This window comes from Pseudomonas sp. RW407, from assembly GCF_003176655.1.
Classification (GTDB): Bacteria; Pseudomonadota; Gammaproteobacteria; order Pseudomonadales; family Pseudomonadaceae; genus Pseudomonas; species Pseudomonas delhiensis.
Genome location: NZ_QGSL01000106.1, coordinates 931,366 through 952,531, shown reverse-complemented (window position 1 = coordinate 952,531; position 21,166 = coordinate 931,366). Strand labels below are relative to the sequence as shown.

At 71.1% G+C, this 21,166-nt stretch carries 4 protein-coding genes; 3 read left to right on the top strand and 1 reads right to left on the bottom strand.

Translation table 11 applies throughout. From position 1 onward, the window contains the following. The 3 genes from DK254_RS20990 to DK254_RS20980 all read left to right on the top strand — a co-directional run. Positions 1–8,544, top strand: an 8,544-nt coding sequence (locus DK254_RS20990; RefSeq protein WP_146219637.1) for a non-ribosomal peptide synthetase, incomplete at its 5' end; no start/stop codon positions are given. Then, the gene (locus tag DK254_RS20985) at positions 8,544–17,144 is read left to right on the top strand and encodes a non-ribosomal peptide synthetase (RefSeq protein WP_109935321.1); all 8,601 of its coding nucleotides are present in this window, start codon (positions 8,544–8,546) and stop codon (positions 17,142–17,144) included. The genes DK254_RS20990 and DK254_RS20985, both read left to right, overlap by 1 nt. Before the next feature lie 67 nt (positions 17,145–17,211). Further along, complete coding sequence (locus DK254_RS20980) at positions 17,212–18,174, top strand: alpha/beta hydrolase (protein WP_109935320.1); 963 nt, start codon at positions 17,212–17,214, stop codon at positions 18,172–18,174. Between the two features lie 467 nt (positions 18,175–18,641). Here DK254_RS20980 and DK254_RS20975 read toward each other — a convergent pair whose 3' ends face one another. After that, positions 18,642–21,098, bottom strand: a complete 2,457-nt coding sequence (locus tag DK254_RS20975; protein ID WP_109935319.1) for a TonB-dependent siderophore receptor — start codon at positions 21,096–21,098, stop codon at positions 18,642–18,644. Between the last annotated feature and the right edge of the window lie 68 nt (positions 21,099–21,166).

Here is a 21,166-nt window from a genome sequence, read left to right as displayed (position 1 = left end):
GCCAACCTGGGCTGCCACATCCTCGACGACAACCTGGAGCCGGTGCCGGCAGGCGTGCTGGGCGAACTGTACCTGGCCGGCGAAGGCCTGGCCCGTGGCTACCACCAACGCCCGGCGCTGACCGCCGAACGCTTCGTCGCCAGTCCCTTCGTGGCCGGCGAGCGGATGTACCGCACCGGTGACCTGGCCCGCTACCGCGCCGACGGCGTGATCGAATACGCCGGCCGCATCGACCACCAGGTGAAACTGCGCGGCCTGCGTATCGAGCTGGGTGAGATCGAGGCGCGGCTGCTGGAGCATGATTCGGTACGTGAAGCAGCGGTGCTGGCCGTGGACGGCAAGCAACTGGTTGGCTACGTGGTGCTCGACAGCGAAAGCGAGAACTGGCGTGAAACCCTGTCCGCGTACCTGGCCGCCAGCCTCCCGGAATATATGGTCCCAGCCCAGTGGCTGGCGCTGGAAAGCATGCCCCTGAGCCCCAACGGCAAGCTGGACCGCAAGGCCCTGCCCAAGCCGCAGCCGGACCCGCAGCAGGAACGGGTTGCACCGGCGACCGAGATGGAGCGGCGTATCGCCGCCATCTGGGCCGAGTTGCTGAAGCTCGACGAGGTGGGCGCCACCGACAACTTCTTCGCCCTGGGCGGCGACTCCATCATCGCCATCCAGGCGGTCAGCCGCGCTCGCGCGGCAGGCATCCATTTCACACCCAAGGAGCTGTTCCAGCACCAGACGGTGCAAGGGCTGGCCCGGGTCGCCCGCACGGGCGCCGCGGCCCAGGTCGACCAGGGACCGGTGCGCGGCGAGACGCCGCTGCTGCCGTTCCAGCGGCTGTTCTTCGGGCAGGCCATCCCCAATCGCCAGCACTGGAACCAGTCCTTGCTGCTACAGCCGCGCCAGGCACTGGATGCCGAGGCGCTGGAAGCGGCCTTGCAGGCACTGGTCGAACACCATGACGCGCTGCGCCTGCGCTTCACCGAGGTCGACGGCCAATGGCGTGCCGAACACGCCGGGATCACTGGCGAAGCTCTGCTGTGGCAGGCCGAGGCCGAGAACGGCGGGGAAGTGGAGGCCCTGTGCGATGACGCGCAGCGCAGCCTCGACCTGGCCCGTGGCCCATTGCTGCGCGCCTTGCTGGTGAAGGTCGCCGACGGCAGCCAGCGCCTGCTGTTGGCCATCCACCACCTGGTGGTGGACGGGGTGTCCTGGCGCATTCTGCTGGAAGACCTGCAACAAGCCTACGAGCAGCGTCTCGCCGGCCAGGCCCTGCAATTGCCGGCCAAGACCAGTGCATTCAAGGCCTGGGCCGAGCGCCTGGGCGAGTATGCCCGCAGTCCGGCGCTGCTGGCCGAACGGCAGTACTGGCAGGACACCCTTGGCGGCGTCGAGGCCGACCTGCCTTGCGACAACCCCGCCGGCAGCCTGAGCCAGCGCCACGCCGCCCACGTGCAGAGCCGCCTGCCGCGGCCGCTGACCGAGGCGCTGCTGAAGCAGGCCCCGGCCACCTACCGCACCCAGGTCAACGACCTGCTGCTGACCGCCCTGGCGCGGGTGATCTGCCGCTGGAGCGGCGATTCGAGCGTGCTGGTCCAACTGGAAGGCCACGGCCGCGAGCCGCTGTTCGACGACATCGACCTGAGCCGTACCGTAGGCTGGTTCACCAGCCTGTTCCCGGTGCGCCTGGCGCCCGCCGAAGACCTCGGCGAGTCGCTGAAGGCGATCAAGGAGCAACTGCGCGCCGTACCCGGCAAGGGCCTGGGCCACGGCCTGCTGCGCTACCTGGGCGGCCCGGAGAGCGCCGCGGCCATGGCGGCGCTGCCCCAGGCGCGGGTCACCTTCAACTACCTGGGCCAGTTCGACGCCCAGTTCGACGAGGCCGCGCTGCTGCTGCCCGCCACCGAGCGCGCCGGTGCCGAGGTGGACGCCGACGCACCGCTGGACAACTGGCTGAGCCTCAATGGCCGGGTCTACGACGGCGAGTTCAGCCTGGACTGGAGCTTCAGCCGCGAACAGTTCGCCGAAGCCACCCTCCAGCGCCTGGCCGAGGACTACCAGCGCGAGCTGGCCGCGCTGGTGGAGCATTGCCTGCAGCCACGGCAATGCACTCTCACGCCCTCGGACGTTCCGCTGGCCGGGCTGACCCAGGCACAGCTGGACGCGCTGCCGGCGACGCTGGCGAGCGTGGAAGACCTCTACCCGCTGTCGCCGATGCAACAGGGCATGCTGTTCCACAGCCTGTACGAGGCGGACCAGACGGCCTACGTCAACCAGCTGCGCATGGACCTGCACGGCGTCGACCCGCAGAGCCTGGCGCACGCCTGGCAGCGGGCACTTGAGGCCCACCCGAACCTGCGTGCGGCCTTCGTGTTCGTGGACGACCGGCCGCTGCAGGCCATCTCCGCGGCCGTGGAGCTGCCGTTCGAACAGCTCGACTGGCGCGACCGCGCGGATGCCTCGACGGCGCTGGAAGCCCTGGCGCAGGCGGAACTGCAACGCGGCTTCGTCCTCGACCAGGCGCCGTTGCTGCGCCTGCACCTGGTGCGCCTGGGCGCGGAGCACTACCACTGCCTGTTCACCCACCACCACATCCTGCTGGACGGCTGGAGCACCGCGCGCCTGCTCGGCGAGGTGCTGCAGGCCTACGCTGGCGAGCCGCCACAGCCCGCTGCCGGTGCCTACCGCGACTACATCCGCTGGCTGGGCGAGCGCGACGCGGCGGCGGCCGAGGCCTTCTGGCGGTACAACCTGGCGCCCCTGCAGGTGCCCACGCGCCTGGCCAGCGTCCTGGGCGCCGAGGCGCCGGCGGGCGAGGAGGGCCATGGCGACCACGTGCTGCGCCTGTCGCCCGCGCTGAGCCAGGCCCTGGAAGGTTTCGCCAGGCAACAGCGGGTGACGCTCAACAGCGTGCTGCAGGCGGCCTGGCTGCTGTTGCTGCAACGCTACACCGGGCAGGACTGCGTGGCCTTCGGCGCCACAGTGTCCGGCCGGCCCGGCGACATCCCCGGCATCGAGCGGCAGCTGGGGCTGTTCATCAACACCGTGCCGATGATCGCAAGCCCGGCGCCGCAGCACAGCGTCGCCGACTGGGTCGCCCAGGTGCAGGAGGCCGCCAGCGCCGCCAGCGAGTGGGAACACACGCCGCTGTACGACATCCAGCGCTGGAGCGGGCATGGCGGCGAGGCGCTGTTCGACACCCTGCTGGTCTTCGAGAACTACCCGGTGGCCGAAGCCCTGCAACGCAGCCTGCCCGGCGGCCTGCGGGCCGAGAACGTCCACGCCTTCGACCAGACCCACTACCCGCTGAGCATCGCGGCCCTGCTCGAAGGTGAGCTGCGCCTGGAGTTCCGCTACCAGCGGCAGCTGTTCGGCGCCGCGCGGGTGGCGGCCATCGCCGGGCACCTGCGGCAGTTGCTGGAGGCCTTCGTGGCAGCGCCCGAAGCCAGGCTGGCCAGCCTCGACATGCTCGGCGCCGACGAGTGCCGGCTGCTGCTGGAAACCTGGAATCCCTGCCTGCCGGTGGCCGACAAGCGCTGCGTGCACCAGCTGATCGAGGAACAGGCACGCCTGCGCCCGCAGGCGACGGCGCTGATCTTCGGCGACCTGCAGCTCAGCTACGCCCAGCTCAACGCCCGGGCCAACCGCCTGGCGCACCACCTGCGCAGCCTCGGCGCCGGCCCCGAGGTGCTGGTGGGCGTCTCGGTGCAGCGCTCGGTGGAAATGGTGGTCGGCCTGCTGGCCACCCTCAAGGCGGGTGCCGCCTACGTGCCGCTGGACCCCGATTACCCGGCCGAGCGCCTGGCCTTCATGGTCGAGGAAAGCCGCATCGCGCTGCTGCTCACCCAGTCGCACCTGCAGGGCCGCCTGGCGCTGCCCGCGGGCGTGCCCAGCCTGAGCCTCGACACCCTGGCGCTGGACGCCGAGCCGGACGGCGACCTGCCGAACCTCAGCCGGCCGGAACACCTGGCCTACGTGATCTACACCTCCGGTTCCACCGGCCGGCCCAAGGGCGTGGCGGTGGAGCACGGCCCACTGGCCATGCACTGCCTGGCCATAGGCGCGCTCTACGGCATGACCCCGCAGGACCGCGAGCTGCAGTTCGCCTCGATCAACTTCGACGGCGCCCACGAGCGCTGGCTGGTGCCGCTGATCCACGGTTCGGCGCTGATGCCCCGCGACAACGAGCCGTGGAGCGTGGAACGCAGCGTCGAGGAAATCCGCCGGCATGGCATCACCATCGCCTGCTTCACCCCCAGCTACCTGCAGCAGATGGTCGACCACGTCGAGCAGGACGGCATCGGCAGGCTGCCGATCCGCTCCTTCACCGTCGGTGGCGAAGGCACCTCGCGACACACTTTCGAGCGCATCCAGCAGGTACTGGCGCCCGAGCGCATCATCAACGGCTACGGGCCCACGGAAACCGTGGTCACCCCGCTGATCTGGCGTGCCTACCGCGGCGACGGCTTCACTGCCCAGTACATGCCCATCGGTCAACCGGTGGGCGAGCGCAGCGCATACATCCTCGACGAGCAGCTGCGGCCGCTGCCCGTCGGCCTGGTCGGCGAGCTCTACGTCGGTGGCAGCGGCCTGGCCCGAGGCTACCAGGGGAGGGCGGAACTGACCGCCGAGCGCTTCGTGCCCGACCCGTTCGGCCAGCCGGGCGGCCGCCTGTACCGTACCGGCGACCTGGCGCGCTACCGCGAAGACGGGGTGGTGGAATACCTCGGCCGGGTGGATCACCAGGTGAAGATCCGCGGCTTCCGCATCGAACTGGGCGAGATCGAGGCGCGCCTGCTGGAACGCGAGGAAGTCGGCGAGGCCCTGGTGATGGCTGTGGAAGGCCCCACCGGGGCACAACTGGTCGGCTACCTGGTGGCGGCGCCGGGGCGCACGGCGGCCCTGGACGAAGAGGCGCTGAAGGCGGCGCTGCGCGCATCGCTGCCCGACTACATGGTACCGGCCCGGTTGATGCAACTGGCCACCATGCCCCTGTCGCCCAATGGCAAGGTGGACCGCATGGCCCTGCCGCGCCCGGCCCTGGAACGCGCCGGCGCTACCGGCGCGTCCCCGGTGACGCCGCTGCAGCGGGCCTTGGCGGCGATCTGGGCGCAGGTGCTGCAACTGCCGGAAGTGGGCCTGGACGAGCACTTCTTCGAGCTTGGCGGGCATTCGCTGCTGGCGACCCAGGTGGTCTCGCGGGTACGCCGCGAGCTGGGCCTCGACCTGCCGCTGCGCAGCCTGTTCGAACACCCCGTGCTGGGCGCCTTCGCCGCCCTGGCGGCGCGCGCCGGGGCCGACCAGGCGCCGCCGCTGCGGGCCCTGCCGCGCGGCGGCGACCTGCCGCTGTCCTATGCGCAGCAGCGCCAGTGGTTCCTCTGGGAACTCGACCCGCAAGGCTGCGCCTACAACATGCCGCTGGCCCTGGAACTGCGCGGCGAGCTGGACGTGGCGCGCCTGGGCCGGGCCTTCGCCGCTCTGGTGCAACGCCACGAGAGCCTGCGCACGCGCTTCGTCCGCGAGGCCGGTGAGGTGCGCCAGCGCATCCTCGACAGCCAGGCGCCGGAGCTGGCCTTCCACGACCTCGGTGACCTGCCCGAGGGCGAGCGCGAAGGCCGCGCCACGGCCATCTTCGCGGCGGCCCGGGTGCAGCCCTTCGACCTGGAGCAGGGCCCGCTGCTGCGCATCGACCTGGTGCGCCTGAGGGCCCGGCGGCACCGCCTGGGGCTGGTGCTGCAGCACATCGTCTCTGACGCCTGGTCGATGCGTGTCATGGTCGAGGAGTTGAGCGCCCTCTACGCCGCCGACGGCGATGCACAGGCGGCCGGGCTGCAGGCTTTGCCGTTGCAGTACGCCGACTACGCGCAGTGGCAGCGGCAGTGGATGGAGAGCGGCGAGGGCGAACGGCAACTGGCCTACTGGCGCGACTGCCTGGGCAGCCAGCACCCGGTGCTGGAGCTGCCCGCCGACCGCCCGCGGCCGGCCCAGCGCAGCCAGCGCGGCGCGAGCCTGGCGCTGCAGCTGCCGGCAGAACTGGTTGGCCGCCTGCGGACCCAGGCCGGCGCCCACGACAGCACGCTGTTCATGCTCCTGCTGGCGGCCTTCCAGGCATTGCTGCATCGCCTCAGCGGCCAGCGGGAAATCCGCGTCGGGGTGCCGGTGGCCAACCGTACCCGCCAGGAAACCGAAGGCTTGCTGGGCTTCTTCATCAACACCCTGGTGCTGCGCGCCGATTTCGCCGACGACCAGGACTTCGCCGCCCTGCTGGCCCAGGTCCGCCAGCGCATGCTGGAGGCCCAGGCCCACCAGGAGCTGCCCTTCGAGCAACTGGTGGAGGCGCTGCAGCCGGAGCGCAGCCTGAGCCACAGCCCGTTGTTCCAGGTGCTGTTCAACCACCAGGGCGAGGCGCGCACGCAAGCCGGCACTCCCCTGGACGGCCTGCAGCTGGAAATGCTGGAGGGCGAGGCGCCCGGCGCCCAGTTCGACCTGATGCTCGACACCGCCGAGCACCAGGGCACGATCGCCGCCACCCTGGTGTACGCCACCGACCTCTTCGACGCGCCGAGCATCGAGCGCCTGGCCCGCCAGTGGAGATGCCTGCTGCAGGCGCTGGCCGAGGACCCGCAGCGCCGTGTCGCCGAGCTGCCGCTGCTGGACGTGGCCGAGCGCGCCGCGCGGGCCGCCGAGGGGCAGGGGCCGCAGCGCGACTACCCGCTGCAGTTGTGCGTGCACCAGCTGATCGAGGATCAGGTGCGCCGCACGCCCCAGGCGGAGGCGCTGTACTTCGCCGGCGAACGCCTGAACTATGCGCAGCTGAACCGCCGGGCCAACCAGCTGGCGCGCCTGTTGCGCCAGCGCGGGGTGGGGCCGGAAGTGCTGGTCGGGGTGTGCATGCAGCGCTCCCTGGAAATGCCCATCAGCCTGCTGGCGATCCTCAAGGCGGGTGGGGCCTACGTGCCGCTGGACCCGGACTACCCGGCCGAGCGCCTGGCCTACATGCTGGAGGACAGCGGCATCGGCCTGCTGCTGACCCAGGCCGAGCTGCTGCCGTCGCTGCCACCGGTCGCCGGCGTCGAGGCCCTGGCGCTGGAGCGCCTGGAGGGCGAGCTGGCGGCGCAGGACGGCGCGGACCTGGCGAACCTCTGCGACGGCGAGAACCTAGCCTACGTGATCTACACCTCCGGCTCCACCGGCCGGCCCAAGGGCGCCGGCAACCGCCACCTGGCCCTGCACAACCGCCTGGCCTGGATGCAGGAGGCCTACGACCTGGGCCCGGCCGACAGCGTGCTGCAGAAGACGCCGTTCAGCTTCGATGTCTCGGTGTGGGAGTTCTTCTGGCCGCTGATGACCGGCGCGCGCCTGGTGATGGCGCGGCCCGGCGAGCACCGCGACGCCCAGCAACTGATCGAGACCATCCGCGAGCAGGGCATCAGTACGCTGCACTTCGTGCCTTCCATGCTGCTGGCCTTCCTCCAGCATCCGGACGTCGAGCGCTGCCAAAGCCTGCGGCGCATCGTCTGCAGCGGCGAGGCACTGCCGCTGGAGGCCCAGCAGCAGGTGTTCGCGCGGCTGCCGGCGGCGGCCCTGTACAACCTCTACGGCCCCACCGAGGCGGCCATCGACGTCAGCCACTGGACCTGCCGCGAGCGCACCGGCCACTCGGTGCCGATCGGCCAGCCCATCGCCAACCTCGGCTGCCACGTGCTCGACGCCGAGCTGGAACTGGCGCCGAGCGGGGTGACCGGCGAGCTGTACCTGGGCGGCATGGGCCTGGCGCGCGGCTACCACCAGCGCCCGGCGCTCACCGCCGAACGCTTCGTGCCCGACCCGCGCGGCAATGGCGCCCGCCTGTACCGCAGCGGCGACCTGGTGCGCTGCGGCGTCGACGGCGTGCTCGACTACCAGGGGCGCATCGACCACCAGGTGAAGATCCGCGGCCTGCGTATCGAACTGGGTGAGATCGAGGCGCGCCTGCAGCAGCTGCCGGAAGTCGCCGAGGCCGTGGTGCTGGCCCTGGACGGGCGCACCGGCACCCAGCTGGTGGCCTACCTGGTGCCGTCCGAGCGGCGCTGGCTGGACGACCCGCAACTGGCCGAGGTGGCGCGCCAGGGGTTGCGCCAGGCCCTGCGCGAAGCCCTGCCGGAGTACATGGTGCCGGCGCACTTCTGCCTGCTGGAACGCATGCCGCTGTCGCCCAACGGCAAGCTGGAGCGTAAATCGCTGCCGGCGCCGAACGTTCAACAGACACACCGGAACCACAGGGCGCCCGAAAGCGCGCTGGAGCAGGAACTGGCGGAGGTCTGGCGGGAAGTCCTGCAGGTCGCGGAAGTGGGGCTGGACGACAACTTCTTCGACCTTGGCGGGCATTCCCTGCTGGCCTCCCAGGTGATCGCCCGGCTGCAGCAGCAAGGCCGCAAGGTTCCCCTGAAATGGCTGTTCGAGGCCACCGATCTCGACGCGTTCGCGCGCCAGGTGGCCACGTTGCAGTCCCCCGCGGCCGACGCCGCCCTGGGGGAACTGGAAGCCTTCCTCGACGAGTTGGAGAACGTGTGATGGACAAGACCACCGCCTTGCGGATCGCCCAACGCTTTGCCGGGCTGGGCCCGCAGCAGCGCCGGCAGTTCCTGGACAAGATGCAGGCGCAAGGGGTGAGCTTCGAGCAACTGCCGATACCGCCGGGCGAGCCGGCGGCGGACGGCGAGCCGCTGTCCCATGCCCAGCAGCGGCTGTGGTTCCTCTGGCAGCTGGAGCCCCGGGGCAGCGCCTACAACATGCCCCTGGCGCTGCGCCTGCACGGGCAGCTGCAACTGCCCGCGCTGCAGTCGGCCTTCGCCGCGCTGCTGCAACGCCACGCGGTGCTGCGCAGCGTGTTCCGCATGGGCGAGGCGGGGCCCCGGCAGGTGTTGCGCGACGACATCGCGGTGGACCTGAGTGCCCGGGACGTCGCCGACGAGTCGCAACTGTGCGCCGCCGTCGAGCAGGAGACCGCGCGGCCCTTCGACCTGCAGGAGGGGCCGCTGCTGCGCACCCGCCTGCTGCGCCTGGGGGCGCAGGAGCACGTCCTGGTCATCACCCAGCACCACATCGTCTCCGACGGCTGGTCGATGCGCCTGCTGGTGGACGAGCTGCTGGAAGGCTATGCCGCCTTTTCCGCTGGGCGTGCCCCGCAGTGGGCCGAGCTGCCGATCCGCTACGCCGACTACGCGGCCTGGCAACGCCGCTGGATGGAGGCGGGGGAAGGGCAGCGGCAGCTGGACTACTGGCGCGAACGCCTGGGCGACGCCGGCCAGGCCCTGGAGCTGCCGCTGGACCGCCCGCGGCCCCGCGAGCCGCTGCGCGAGGGGCGGCGCCTGGGCTTCCAGCTGCCGGTGGGCCTGGTCCAGGCGCTGGAGCGCCTGGCGCGTGCCGAGGGCGGCACGCTGTTCGCCTTGCTGCTGGCCAGCTTCCAGGCGCTGCTCTACCGCTACAGCGGCCAGGAGGACATCCGCGTCGGCGTGCCGGTGGCCAACCGCAACCGGGTGGAGGTCGAGGGCGTGCTCGGCTTCTTCGTCAACACCCTGGTGCTGCGCGCCCAGGTGCACGGTTCGCAGAGCTTTTGCCAGCTGCTGGGCCAGGTGCGCGACAGCCTGGTGGACGCCCAGGCCCACCAGGACCTGCCGTTCGAACAGGTGGTGGAGGCGCTGCAGGCCGAGCGCAGTCTGGAGCGCAACCCGCTATTCCAGGTGATGTTCAACCACCAGCAGGCGGCGACCTCCCTCGCCGCACCCGGCGCGGGCCCGGACGGGCTGCACCTGGAGCTGCTCGAATGGGAGAACGTCAGCGCCCAGTTCGACCTCACCCTGAATACCGAGAGCACCGCCGACGGCGGCCTGGCCGCGTGCCTGATCTATCCCCGCGAGCTGTTCGACGAGGCGACCGTCGAGCGCCTGGCCGGGGACTGGCAGCGCCTGCTGGAGGCGTCCGCCGCGGACCCGCAGGCGCGCATCGGCGAACTGCCGCTGCTGGCCGCCGAGGAACGCCAGGCCACCTTGCAGCGCTGGAACGGTGGTCTTCGCGAATACCCGGCCGACGACGGCCTGGCGGCGATCATCGCCGGCTGGGCGGCGCGTACCCCGGACGCGGTGGCGGCCAGCCTGGGCGAGGCGCGGCTGACCTACGCCGAGCTGAACGCCCGGGCCAACCGGCTGGCGCGCCACCTGGTGGCGCTAGGGGTGGCCGCGGAAGTGCGGGTCGGCATCGCCATGCCGCGCACCCTGGACCTGCTGGTGGCGCTGCTGGCCACCCTCAAGGCCGGCGGCGCCTACGTGCCGCTGGACCCGGACTATCCAGCCGAGCGCCTGGCCTACCTCGCCGGGGACAGTGGCGTCCGCCTGGTGCTCGGCGACGCCACGGCGGCGGCGCTGCCATGGCCGGCCGGCGTCCAGCTGCTGCGCCTGGACGACCTGGAGGCGACGCTGGCGGAGTACCCTTCGGATGACCTGCCGCCACGCTCCACGCCCGACAACCTGGCCTACGTCATCTACACCTCCGGCTCCACCGGCAAGCCGAAGGGCGCCCTGCTCAGCCAGCGCAACGTGCTGCGCCTGTTCAGCGCCACGCAGGACTGGTTCGGCTTCGACGCCGGCGACGTCTGGACGATGTTCCATTCCTACGCCTTCGACTTCTCCGTGTGGGAAGTCTTCGGCGCCCTGCTGCACGGCGGGCGCCTGGTGCTGGTGCCCTTCGAGGTCAGCCGCGCGCCCGAGGACTTCCTCGCCCTGCTGCAGCGCGAGCGCGTCAGCGTGCTCAACCAGACACCCTCGGCGTTCCGCCAGTTGCTGCCACTGGCCTGCGCCAGCACCGGCGACCTGGCGCTGCGCTACGTGGTGTTCGGCGGCGAGGCGCTGGAGATCGCCAGCCTGCGGCCGTGGTTCGAACGCTTCGGCGAACGCCGTCCGCAACTGGTGAACATGTACGGCATCACCGAGACCACGGTGCACGTCACCTACCGCCCGCTCGGTCTCGCCGACCTGGGGGGCGGCGTCAGCAGTCCGATCGGCGAGATGATCCCCGACCTCGGTGGCTATGTGCTGGACGCCGACCTCAACCCGGTCCCGCGTGGCTGCATCGGCGAGCTGCACGTCGGCCACGCCGGCCTGGCGCGCGGTTACCACCAGCGCCCGGCGCTCACCGCCGAGCGCTTCGTGCCCAACCCCTTCGCTACCGATGGCGGCCGCCTGTACCGCTCTGGCGACCTGGCCCGCTACCGCGCCGATGGCGTGCTCGACTACGTCGGGCGGATCGATCACCAGGTGAAGATCCGCGGCTTCCGTATCGAACTGGGCGAGATCGAGGCGCGCCTGCTCGACCATTCGGCACTGCGTGAAGCGGTGGTGCTGGCGGTGGACGCGGCCCACGGCAAGCAACTGGCCGCCTACCTGGTGCCCCACGACGCGACGCTGGCGCAGGAGGGGGCCGAAGAGGTTCGCCAGGCCTTGCGCCAGGCGCTGAAGGCGCACCTGCTGGAAACCCTGCCGGAGTACATGGTGCCGGCGCAGGTGCACCTGCTGCCCGCGCTGCCGCTGACCACCAATGGCAAGCTCGACCGCAAGGCCCTGCCCAGCAGCGGCGGCGGCGAGCTGCGCCAGGCCTGGGCGGCCCCGGAGAGCCCGGCGCAGGCGCGCCTGGCGCAGATCTGGGCCAGCGTGCTGGGCCTGGACCGGGTGGGCCTGGACGACAACTTCTTCGAACTGGGTGGCGACTCCATCATTTCCATCCAGGTGGTCAGCCGCGCCCGCCAGGCCGGGCTGCACTTCACCCCCCGCGACCTGTTCAGGCACCAGACCGTGCGCGCCCTGGCCGAGGTCGCCGAGGCCGGCGCCGAAGCGGGGCCGCGTGCGGCCGCCCAGGGCGAGCTGCCGCTGCTGCCGATCCAGCGCTGGTTCTTCGAACTGCCGCTGCCCGAGGCCGGGCACTGGAACCAGTCGCTGTTGCTGCGCGCCGAACGCCCACTGGACGGCCAGGCGCTGGAGCGCGCGCTGGCGGCCCTGGTGGAGCGGCACGACGCCCTGCGCCTGGGCTTCGTGGCGCATCCCGAGTGGCATGGCGTCTACCGCGAGCCGGCGGCCCAGCGCCAGTTGCAGGCGCAGGATCCGCTGCTCTGGCGCCGCCGGGCCGGCGACGCCGCCGAACTGGAGGCGCTGTGCAGCGCGGCCCAGGCCAGCCTGCGCCTGGACGGCCAACTGCTGCGCGTTCTGCTGGTGGACATGGCCGACGGCAGCCAGCGCCTGCTGCTGGCGATCCACCACCTGCTGGTGGACGGCGTGTCCTGGCGCATCCTGCTGGAAGACCTGCAGGGGCTCTACCAGCAGCAGCTGGCGGGCCTGCCGGCGGAGCTGCCGCCGCGCACCAGTTCCCTGCAGGACTGGCATACCGCCTTGCAGGGCTATGCCGACGGCACCGCCCGCGAGCAGCTCGAGTACTGGCGCAGCCAGCTCGACGGCGCGCCCCGGGGGCTGCCCGGCGTGCCCGCCAGCCTGCCGCCGGGCGCCCTCGACGGCCGCCTGGCCGCCAGCGCCTGCACGCGCCTGGACGCCGGGGCGACCCGCCAACTGCTGCAGGACGCCCCCGGTGCCTACCGCACCCAGGTCAACGATCTGCTGCTGTGCGCCCTGGCACGGGTGGTCACGCGCTGGAGCGGCGAGCCGTCCATGCTGGTACAGCTGGAGGGGCATGGCCGCGAGGACCTGTTCGACGGCATCGACCTGACCCGCAGCGTCGGCTGGTTCACCAGCCTGTTCCCGCTGCGCCTGAGCGTGCCCGCCGAGCCCGGCGCGGCCATCCGCGCGGTGCGCGAGCAACTGCGCGCGGTGCCGGACAAGGGCCTGGGCTTCGGCGCGCTGCGCTACCTGGGCGACGCCGGGGCGCAGGCCGATCTGGCCGCGCTGCCGGCGCCGCGCATCACCTTCAACTACCTCGGCCAACTCGACCGCAGCCTCGACGCCCAGGGCCCGCTGCAACCGGCCGGCGAATCACCCGGTGCCGAGCGCGCCGAAGGCTCGCCGCTGGACAACTGGCTGGCGATCAACGGCCAGGTGTTCGGCGGCGAGCTGCACCTGTACTGGACCTACAGCAGCGCGCTGTTCGACACCGGCGTGGTGGAAGGCCTGGCCGCTGCCCTTGAAGACGAACTGCGCGCTTTGCTGGAGCATTGCCTGGGCGTCCGTGGCCAGGCGCGCCCGGAGGACTTCCCCCTGGCCGGCCTCGACCAGGCCACGCTGGACGCGCTGCCGCTGGAGCTGGCGCGGGTGGAGGACATCTACCCGCTGTCGCCGATGCAGAAGGGCATGCTCTTCCACAGCCTCGAGGACAGCGAGCCGGGGCTGTACGTCAACCAGCTGAGTATCCGCGTCGACGGCCTCGACCCGGCGCGTTTCGCCGCCTGCTGGCAGCAGGCCTGCGCGCGCCACGCGATCCTGCGCAGCGGCTTCCTCTGGCAGGCGGGACTCAGGGAACCCCTGCAGTTCGTGTTACGCGAGGCGCCGGTACCGATCCGCGAGGTGGACTGCCGCAGCGCGGTGGCCCCGGCGGCTCAGGTGGCCGAGCTGGCGGCGCAGGACTGCGCCCAGGGCTTCGATTTCGCCGCGCCGCCGCTGCAGCGGATCACCCTGGCGCGGCTGGACGACGACACCTGGCAACTGATCTGGACCAGCCACCACATCCTGCTGGACGGCTGGAGCAGCTCGCAACTGGTCGGCGAGGCGCTCGGGCTGTACGCCGGCGAGGCGCTGCCGGCGCCCCGGGGGCGCTACGCCGACTACATCGGCTGGCTGCAGCGGCTCGACGCGGCGCAATTGCAGCGCTTCTGGCGCGAGCGCCTGGCGCAGCTGGACGAGCCTTGTTACCTGGCGCCCGGCATGGCACCGCGCCCTGCGGCCGGGCGCAGCGGTCACGCGGCCATCTACTCGACCTTCGACGCGCCGACCACGCGCCGCCTGCAGGCCTTCGCCCAGGCCCAGCGGGTGACGGCCAACACCCTGGTACAGGCGGCCTGGCTGTTGTTGCTGCACCGTCACACCGGCCAGGCCAGCGTGGCCTTCGGCGCCACCGTGGCCGGGCGTCCGGCGGCGCTACCGGAGGCGGAGCACCTGCTGGGGCTATTCATCAACACGGTACCGGTGATCCAGCGCATCGAGCCGACGCAACGGGTGGGCGACTGGCTGCGGCAGTTGCAGCACTACAACGTCGAGGCCCGCGAGCATGAACAGGCGCCGCTGCACGACATCCAGCGCTGGGCCGGGCAGGGCGGGCAGCCGCTGTTCGACAGCCTGGTGGTGTTCGAGAACTACCCGCTGGACCGCCGGCTGCAGGAGGCCGCCGGTGGCGGGCTGCGCTTCGGCGAGTCGAACATGCGCGACGTCACCCACTTCCCCATGGACCTGGCGGTGCACCTGGGCGAGACACTCAGCATCGAGTTCCTCTACCTGCGCCAGTCGTTCGCCGACGAAGGCGTCCTGGCCATCCGCCGGCACTTCGAGCACCTGTTGCTGGCCCTGCTGGAGGACGCCGGGCGTGTGCTGGGCTGCCTTGGCCTGGAGGCGCCGCCCGGTGTCCGCGCCTTGCCCCGGGAGGCGCCGGCGGCGCTGTTGCCGCAGCGCATCGGCGAGTGGGCGGCGCGCCAGCCGCAGGCCACCGCGCTGATCTGCGCCGGGCAGCGCATGAGCTACGCCGAGCTGGACCGCCGTTCCAGCCAGCTGGCGCACTGGTTGCGTACCCAGGGCATAGGCCCCGAGGCGCGGGTGGGGGTGGCGCTGGAGCGCTCCTGCGAACTGCTGGTGAGCCTGTTGGCGGTGCTGAAGGCCGGTGCGGCCTACGTGCCGCTGGACCTGGGCTACCCGGCCGAGCGCCTGGCCTTCCTGGTGCGCGACTCGGCCATGGCGCTGCTGCTGACGCGCAAGGCCCTGGGCGAAAGGCTCGGTCTGCCGGAAACGCTGGCCCGCGCGGACCTGGACGAGCTACAGGCGAGCCTGCAAGCGCTGCCGGCGCAGGCGCCGGCCTGCCAGTTGCACGAGGACAACCTGGCCTACCTGATCTACACCTCCGGCTCCACCGGCACGCCCAAGGGCGTGGCCGTGGCCCATGGCCCCATCGCCCGGCACTGCCGCGCCATAGGCGCGCTGTACGAGTTGGACGAGCGGACCCGCGAGCTGCATTTCCTCTCCCTCGCCTTCGACGGCGCCCACGAGCGCTGGCTCAGCGTGCTCAGCCACGGCGGCAGCCTGCTGCTGCGCGACGAGGAGTTGTGGACGCCCGCACAGACACTGGAGGCCATGCGCGAGCACCAGGTGGACGTGGCCTGCTTCCCGCCGGCCTACCTGCTGCAACTGGCCGAGGAGGCCGAGCGCCAGGGTTGGGCGCCGCCAGTGGGCACCTACTGCTTCGGCGGCGACGCCGTCGCCGAGGCCAGCTTCGAGCGGGCCAAGCGTGCCTTGCGGCCGCGGCGCCTGGTGAACGGCTACGGCCCGACCGAGACGGTGGTCACGCCGCTGCTCTGGCGCGCCGACCGCGACGCCCATTGCGATGCCGCCTACGCCCCCATCGGCAAGGGCGTGGGCACGCGCCGCCTGCGCCTGCTGGATGGCGACCTGAACGCGCTGCCCACCGGCGTGGCCGGTGAGCTGCACCTGGGCGGCGACTACCTGGCGCGCGGCTACCTCGGCCGTCCCGCCCTGACGGCCGAGCGCTTCGTCCCCGATCCCTTCGGCAACGGCGAACGCCTCTACCGCAGCGGCGACCTGGTGCGCGAACGCGACGATGGCCTGCACGACTACCTCGGCCGCCTCGACCACCAGGTGAAGATCCGCGGCTTCCGCATCGAGCTGGGCGAGATCGAGGCCGCCCTGCGCGCCCTAGATGGGGTGCGCGACGCGGCCGTGATCGCCCGCGACGGCGCCCAGGGCCGGCAACTGCTGGGCTACGCGGTGGCGCCGGCGGGCAGCGAGGCCGGGCTGCTGGCGGTGCTGCGCCAGCGCCTGCCGGACTACATGCTGCCGGCGCGCCTGTTATGCCTGGAGCGCCTGCCGCTGCTGCCCAACGGCAAGCTCGACCGCCAGGCCCTGCCGGCGCCGGAGGCCGCCACCGAGCGCACCTACCTGGCCCCGCGCAATGACCGGGAGCGGCGCCTGGCGGCCATCTGGGCCGAGATCCTGGGCGTCGAGCGGGTGGGCCTGGACGACAATTTCTTCGAGCTGGGCGGCGATTCGCTGCAAGCGCTCAAGGTCATCGCCAGGGTCCGCCAGACGCCGGAACTGGGACTGGAGCTGCGCCTGCGCGACCTGATGCAGAAACCCAGCGTCGGCGCCCTCTGCGGGCGGCAGGAACAGGACCTGAACCCGCTGCTGGCGCTCAACGGGGCCGGCGACGAGGCGACGCTCTTCTGCCTGCACGCGGGTTTTGGCACCGTGTTCGACTACGAGCTCCTGGCCCGTGCGCTGGAAGGCAGCCACGCGGTGCAGGCGGTGCAGTGCCGCATGCTGCTGAGTGGCGAGTGGACCGATGACTCGCTGGAGGGCATGGCCATCGACTATGCCCAGTACATCCGCCAGAAGCAGCCCCAGGGGCCGTACCGGCTGTTCGGCTGGTCGCTGGGCGGCACCCTGGCAGTGCTGGTGGCCGCGGAACTGGAGCGCCAGGGCCAGGAGGTGGCCTTCCTCGGCCTGCTCGACACCTATGTGCCGGGCGAGGAAGGGGTCGCCGACGGCAGCTGGCAGGACGACCTGGAAGCCTTCCTCGGCGTGGTCCTGGACCTGCCGCCGGCGGCGGGCGAGGCATCGGCGGGCGCCAGCCCGGACGCTGCCGAGGTGTCCCGGCGGATCGCCGCAGCCCTAGCCCGCGAGCGCGGCGACAGCGCCTACGCGGCCCTGGGGGCGGACGAGCTGACGCGGGTGTTCCTGGTCGCCTGGCGCTTGAAGCAGTTGTCCCTGGCGTTGCCGGCCTTGCCGGCGACGCGGGCCGCCGCGCACTGCTGGTGGGCCGCGCACCGCCAGGTGCCGCCGTTGCCGGGGCACCAGGCGCTGCACGAGGCGATCGACGCCGGTCATTTCGAGCTGCCCCGTCATCCCCGTTTCATCGCCGCCCTGCGCCAGTCGCTGGCGAGCCGTACGGCGCTGGCCTGAAACCTTCCCCTCATGCGCCGGCCAGGGTACCCCCTGGCCGGCGCCAGTTTTCCTGCGGAGTGATTGCATGTCCCTACATCCGGATCTCGAGGCCTTTCTCGAGCTGGTCGAGCTGGGCCGCCTGAGCGGCAAGAGCCAGGCGTTCCAGGACGTCGGCGCGGAGCGCGCGCGGCGCGATTTCGAGGCGGCCTCGCTGTCGCTCGACAGCCCCGTCGCCGCGGGCCTGGAGGTCGAGCGACTGAGCTACGCCAGCCGTGACGGCCACGAACTGGCGGCCCGTCTCTACCGCCGCAGCGGTTCGCCACGGCCGGCGTCGGTGTTGCTGTACCTGCACGGCGGCGGCTACGTCGTCGGCAGCCTGGACTCCCATGACGCCCTGTGCCGGCGCCTGGCCCTGGCGGGCCGTTGCGCGGTACTGGCGGTGGACTACCGCCTGGCGCCGGCTTGGCGCTTCCCGACGGCGCTGGAGGATGTCGAGGACGCCCTCGTCTGGCTACGCGAGCAGGGCCCGGCCCTCGGCCTGGTCCCGGCGCGGGTGGCCTTCGGCGGCGACAGCGTGGGCGCCAGCCTGGCCCTGGCGCTGGCTCTGCAGGCCGCCGCCGCGCCCGAAACCGCGGCGCTGCAGCCGCGCGCGCTGCTGCTCGCCTACCCGGTGGCCGACGCCAGCCGCCAGCGCCCCTCGCACCAGCGCTACGCCGCCGGCTACCTGCTGGAGAGTGCGACCCTGGAGTGGTTCTACGACAGCTACGCGCGCAGCCCGCAGGACCGCCTCGACTGGCGCTTCTCGCCCCTACTGGCGCCCAGCCTGGCCGGCCTGCCGCCAACCTACCTGGCGCTGGCCGGTCATGACCCGCTGTACGACGAAGGCCTGGCGCTGGCCGAGCGCCTGGGTGAAGCCGGCAATGACCTCACCCTGGACCTGCGCCCTGGCCTGACCCACGACTTCATGCGCATGCACGGCTTGGTAGGGGAGGTGGCCGCCATCCATGCCACTCAGGCGGCCTGGCTGGATCGGTGGCTGGCGGGGTGAGTGTTTCTCCGGCTGTTTCCCTCACCCCAGCCCTCTTCCCAGAGGGAGAGGGGGCCGTTCGGAGCGGCCGGCGAATCCAATCGCGGACAGAGTCCGCTCCTACGCTCGTCCTTCCTTGGAACCGTAGGAGCGGACTCTGTCCGCGATTCGTGCGCGCTGTGGTTCAGGGAGACTGGTGATTGCGCTTCACGCCGAACGGTCCCCTCTCCCGCTTGCGGGGGAGGGTTAGGGTGGGGCGCGGCGTCAGGGTTGGCGATGGTGCGTCGGCGAAGTCCGCAACCCTCTCCCCAGCCCTCTCCCTGAAGGGAGAGGGAGCCGTTCGGAGCAGGCGGTGAGTCCGGAGTCATCCTGCGTAGGATGGGTTGAGCGAAGCGATACCCATCAGCGCCCGTCACGCCGGCACGAAAACGCCGTTTCCCCGCGAAGGGAAACGGCGTTTTCGTTCAGGTCGACGGCCTGCGCCCCGCTCAGAAGTCCCAGCGAGTGGTGAGCATCAGGTTGCGCGGCTCGCCGTAGTAGCCGGTGTTGTAGAAACCCAGGTTGCTGAAGTACTTCTTGTCGAACACGTTGTTCAGGTTGACCGTGGCCGACAGGTTGTCGGTGATCTGGTAGCGCGTCATCAGGTCCACCAGCCAGTAGCTGCCCTGGGTGTATTTCACCGTTTCGTAGTTCTGGTCGCTGACGTTCGTCCAGATCTTGCTCTGGTAGCTGGCGCCGCCGCCGACGGTGAACTGGTTCAGCTCGCCCGGCAGCTGGTAGGTGGTGTACAGGCGGAACAGCTGGTCCGGGTTCAGGGTACGGATGCGGTGGCCGTCCTTGTCGCGGCTGACCGCGTGGGTGTAGCCGGCCTGCAGCTGCCAGCCCGGCAGGAGCTCGCCGGAGACCTCCGCCTCGAAGCCGCGGGTCTTGGTGCCGTCGACGCTTTCGTAGGCGATGCCGCCGGACGGGGTGACATTGGTGGTCTCCACCGCGAGGCTGTCCTGCTGCGATTCGAACACCGCAAAGCTGGCGTTGAGCAGGCCGTCGTAGAACTCGCCCTTCACGCCCAACTCGTAGCTCTTGCCTTCTTCCGGGTCCAGCGGCTTGTCGTTGACATCGCGCAGCTGCTGCGGCTGGAAGATGCCCGTGTAGCTGGCGTACACCGAGTAGTTGTCGTTGAGGTCGTACACCGCGCCGAGGTAGGGTACCACCACGCCGCTCTTGCGGGTGCTCTGCGGGGTGACGTAGTAGCCGTACTGGCTGTCGGAGATCTGCTCGGCGCTGTCGTGGTAGTCGGCCACGCGGGCGCCGGCGATCAGCGCCAGGTCGTCGGTCGGCTTCAGGCGCACGGTGCCGTAGTAGCCGGACTGGTGCAACTGCGAGTAGTTCTTCAGGTTGGCCTTGGAGCCCCAGTCCGGTTCGGGAAACTTGCCGTTCCAGGTGAAGATGTTGGGGATGCTGGGGTCGTAGGGGGTGGGATAGTCCCAGTAGCCGTTGCCCTTGGTCACCGAGCGCGAGGCGTTGTAGCCGAACACCGCTTCATGCTCGCGGCCGAACAGTTCGAAAGGGCCGGAGGCGTACATGTCCACCGAGTCGCGGCGGGTGTCGCCGGTGTACTTGCCATGGAAGAGGATGCCGCCTTCGCCGGTGACCGGGTCCGGGTAGCCGCCGCCGGCGGAGCCCAGCGGGGCGTGGTAGCCGCTTTCCTGGTGGTTCAGGTGCAGTTTGAGGGTCCAGTTGTTCTCCAGCGTGTGCTCGAGGGTGGCGAAGACCGTGCGGTTGTACTGCTCCCAGGAGCTCCAGTTGGCGCCGGGGTTGAACGAGCGCGAGAAGTCGGTCTTGGAGCCGTCGGAATAGAACAGCGGCACCCCGGCCCAGCTGGAGGCGGTGGGGGTGGTGTCCTGGTAGTCCATGCCGATGCTGAACAGGGTGCTCGGCGTCAGGTCGGCCTCCAGGATGCCGTAGTAGGTGGAGTTCTTCTGCTCGTAACGGTCCATGTAGGAGTTCTTGTCCTGGTAGGCCGTGACGAAGCGTCCGCGGATGTTGCCTTCGTCGGTCAGCGGGCCACCGACGTCCAGCTCGCCGCGGTAGTTGTCCCAGGAGCCTGCGCCCAGGGATACGTGGCCGGCGAAGCTGCGGGTCGGGCGCTTGCGGATCAGGTTCAGGGCCGCGCCGGGCTGGCCGCTGCCGGTGAGCAGGCCGGTGGCGCCCTTGATCACCTCGATGCGGTCGTAGATGGCCATGTCGCTGAGGGTCTTGCCGTCGGCGTAGGCGGTGTCCAGGTAGGAGGGGATGCCGTCGTACTGGAAGTTGGTGATCTGCGAGCCGCGCGCCCAGTAGGCGCTACGCTCGCTGTCGAGCTTCTGCACGGTGACGCCCGGGGTGTGCTTCATGACGTCGTCGATGCTGTTGAGGGCGAAGTCGTCCATCTGCTGGCGGGTCATCACGCTGACGGTCTGCGGGGTTTCCCGCGGCGTCAGCGGCAGCTTGGTGATGCTCGACACCAGGCCGGTGGTGTAGGAACCGGTGCCGTCGGTGGTGGCGCCCAGTCCGCGGCCCTCGATGGTCACCGCGCCCATCTGCAGCAGGTCGGAGGTGACCGCGCTGAGGGTGATGGTGTTGCCGTCGCGGTGGTAGGAGATGCCGCTGCCCTGCAGCAGCGTGTCCAGCGCCTCCTCGGGTTCCAGCGAACCGCTGACCGCCCTGGACTTGACGCCCTTGACCACGTCCGGGCTGTAGAGGACCTCCAGCCCGGCCTGCTTGCCGAACTCGCGCAGGGCGCTGGCCAGCGACTGCGCAGGGATGTCCAGCTTGACCGGATCGGCGTGGGCCACGCCGGCGCTCAGCAGGGCGGCGAGCACGGCGCCGGGCAGCAGCCGGCGCGGGGAGGAAACGGAATGGATGGCCTTGGCCAGCCGGCTTCGGCTGATGCGGGGGCGGGACATGGGGGGATGGACTCCTTATGGTAGATGCAGAATCTTGATGCTGATGAGACGCATTGTTTTTATCGGGA

Excerpts from the sequence above, each read along its gene's own strand:
- DK254_RS20980 (WP_109935320.1), top strand. The coding sequence starts at position 17,212 with ATGTCCCTACATCCGGATCTCGAGGCCTTTCTCGAGCTGGTCGAGCTG.
- DK254_RS20985 (WP_109935321.1), top strand. The coding sequence starts at position 8,544 with ATGGACAAGACCACCGCCTTGCGGATCGCCCAACGCTTTGCCGGGCTG.
- DK254_RS20975 (WP_109935319.1), bottom strand. The coding sequence starts at position 21,098 with ATGTCCCGCCCCCGCATCAGCCGAAGCCGGCTGGCCAAGGCCATCCAT.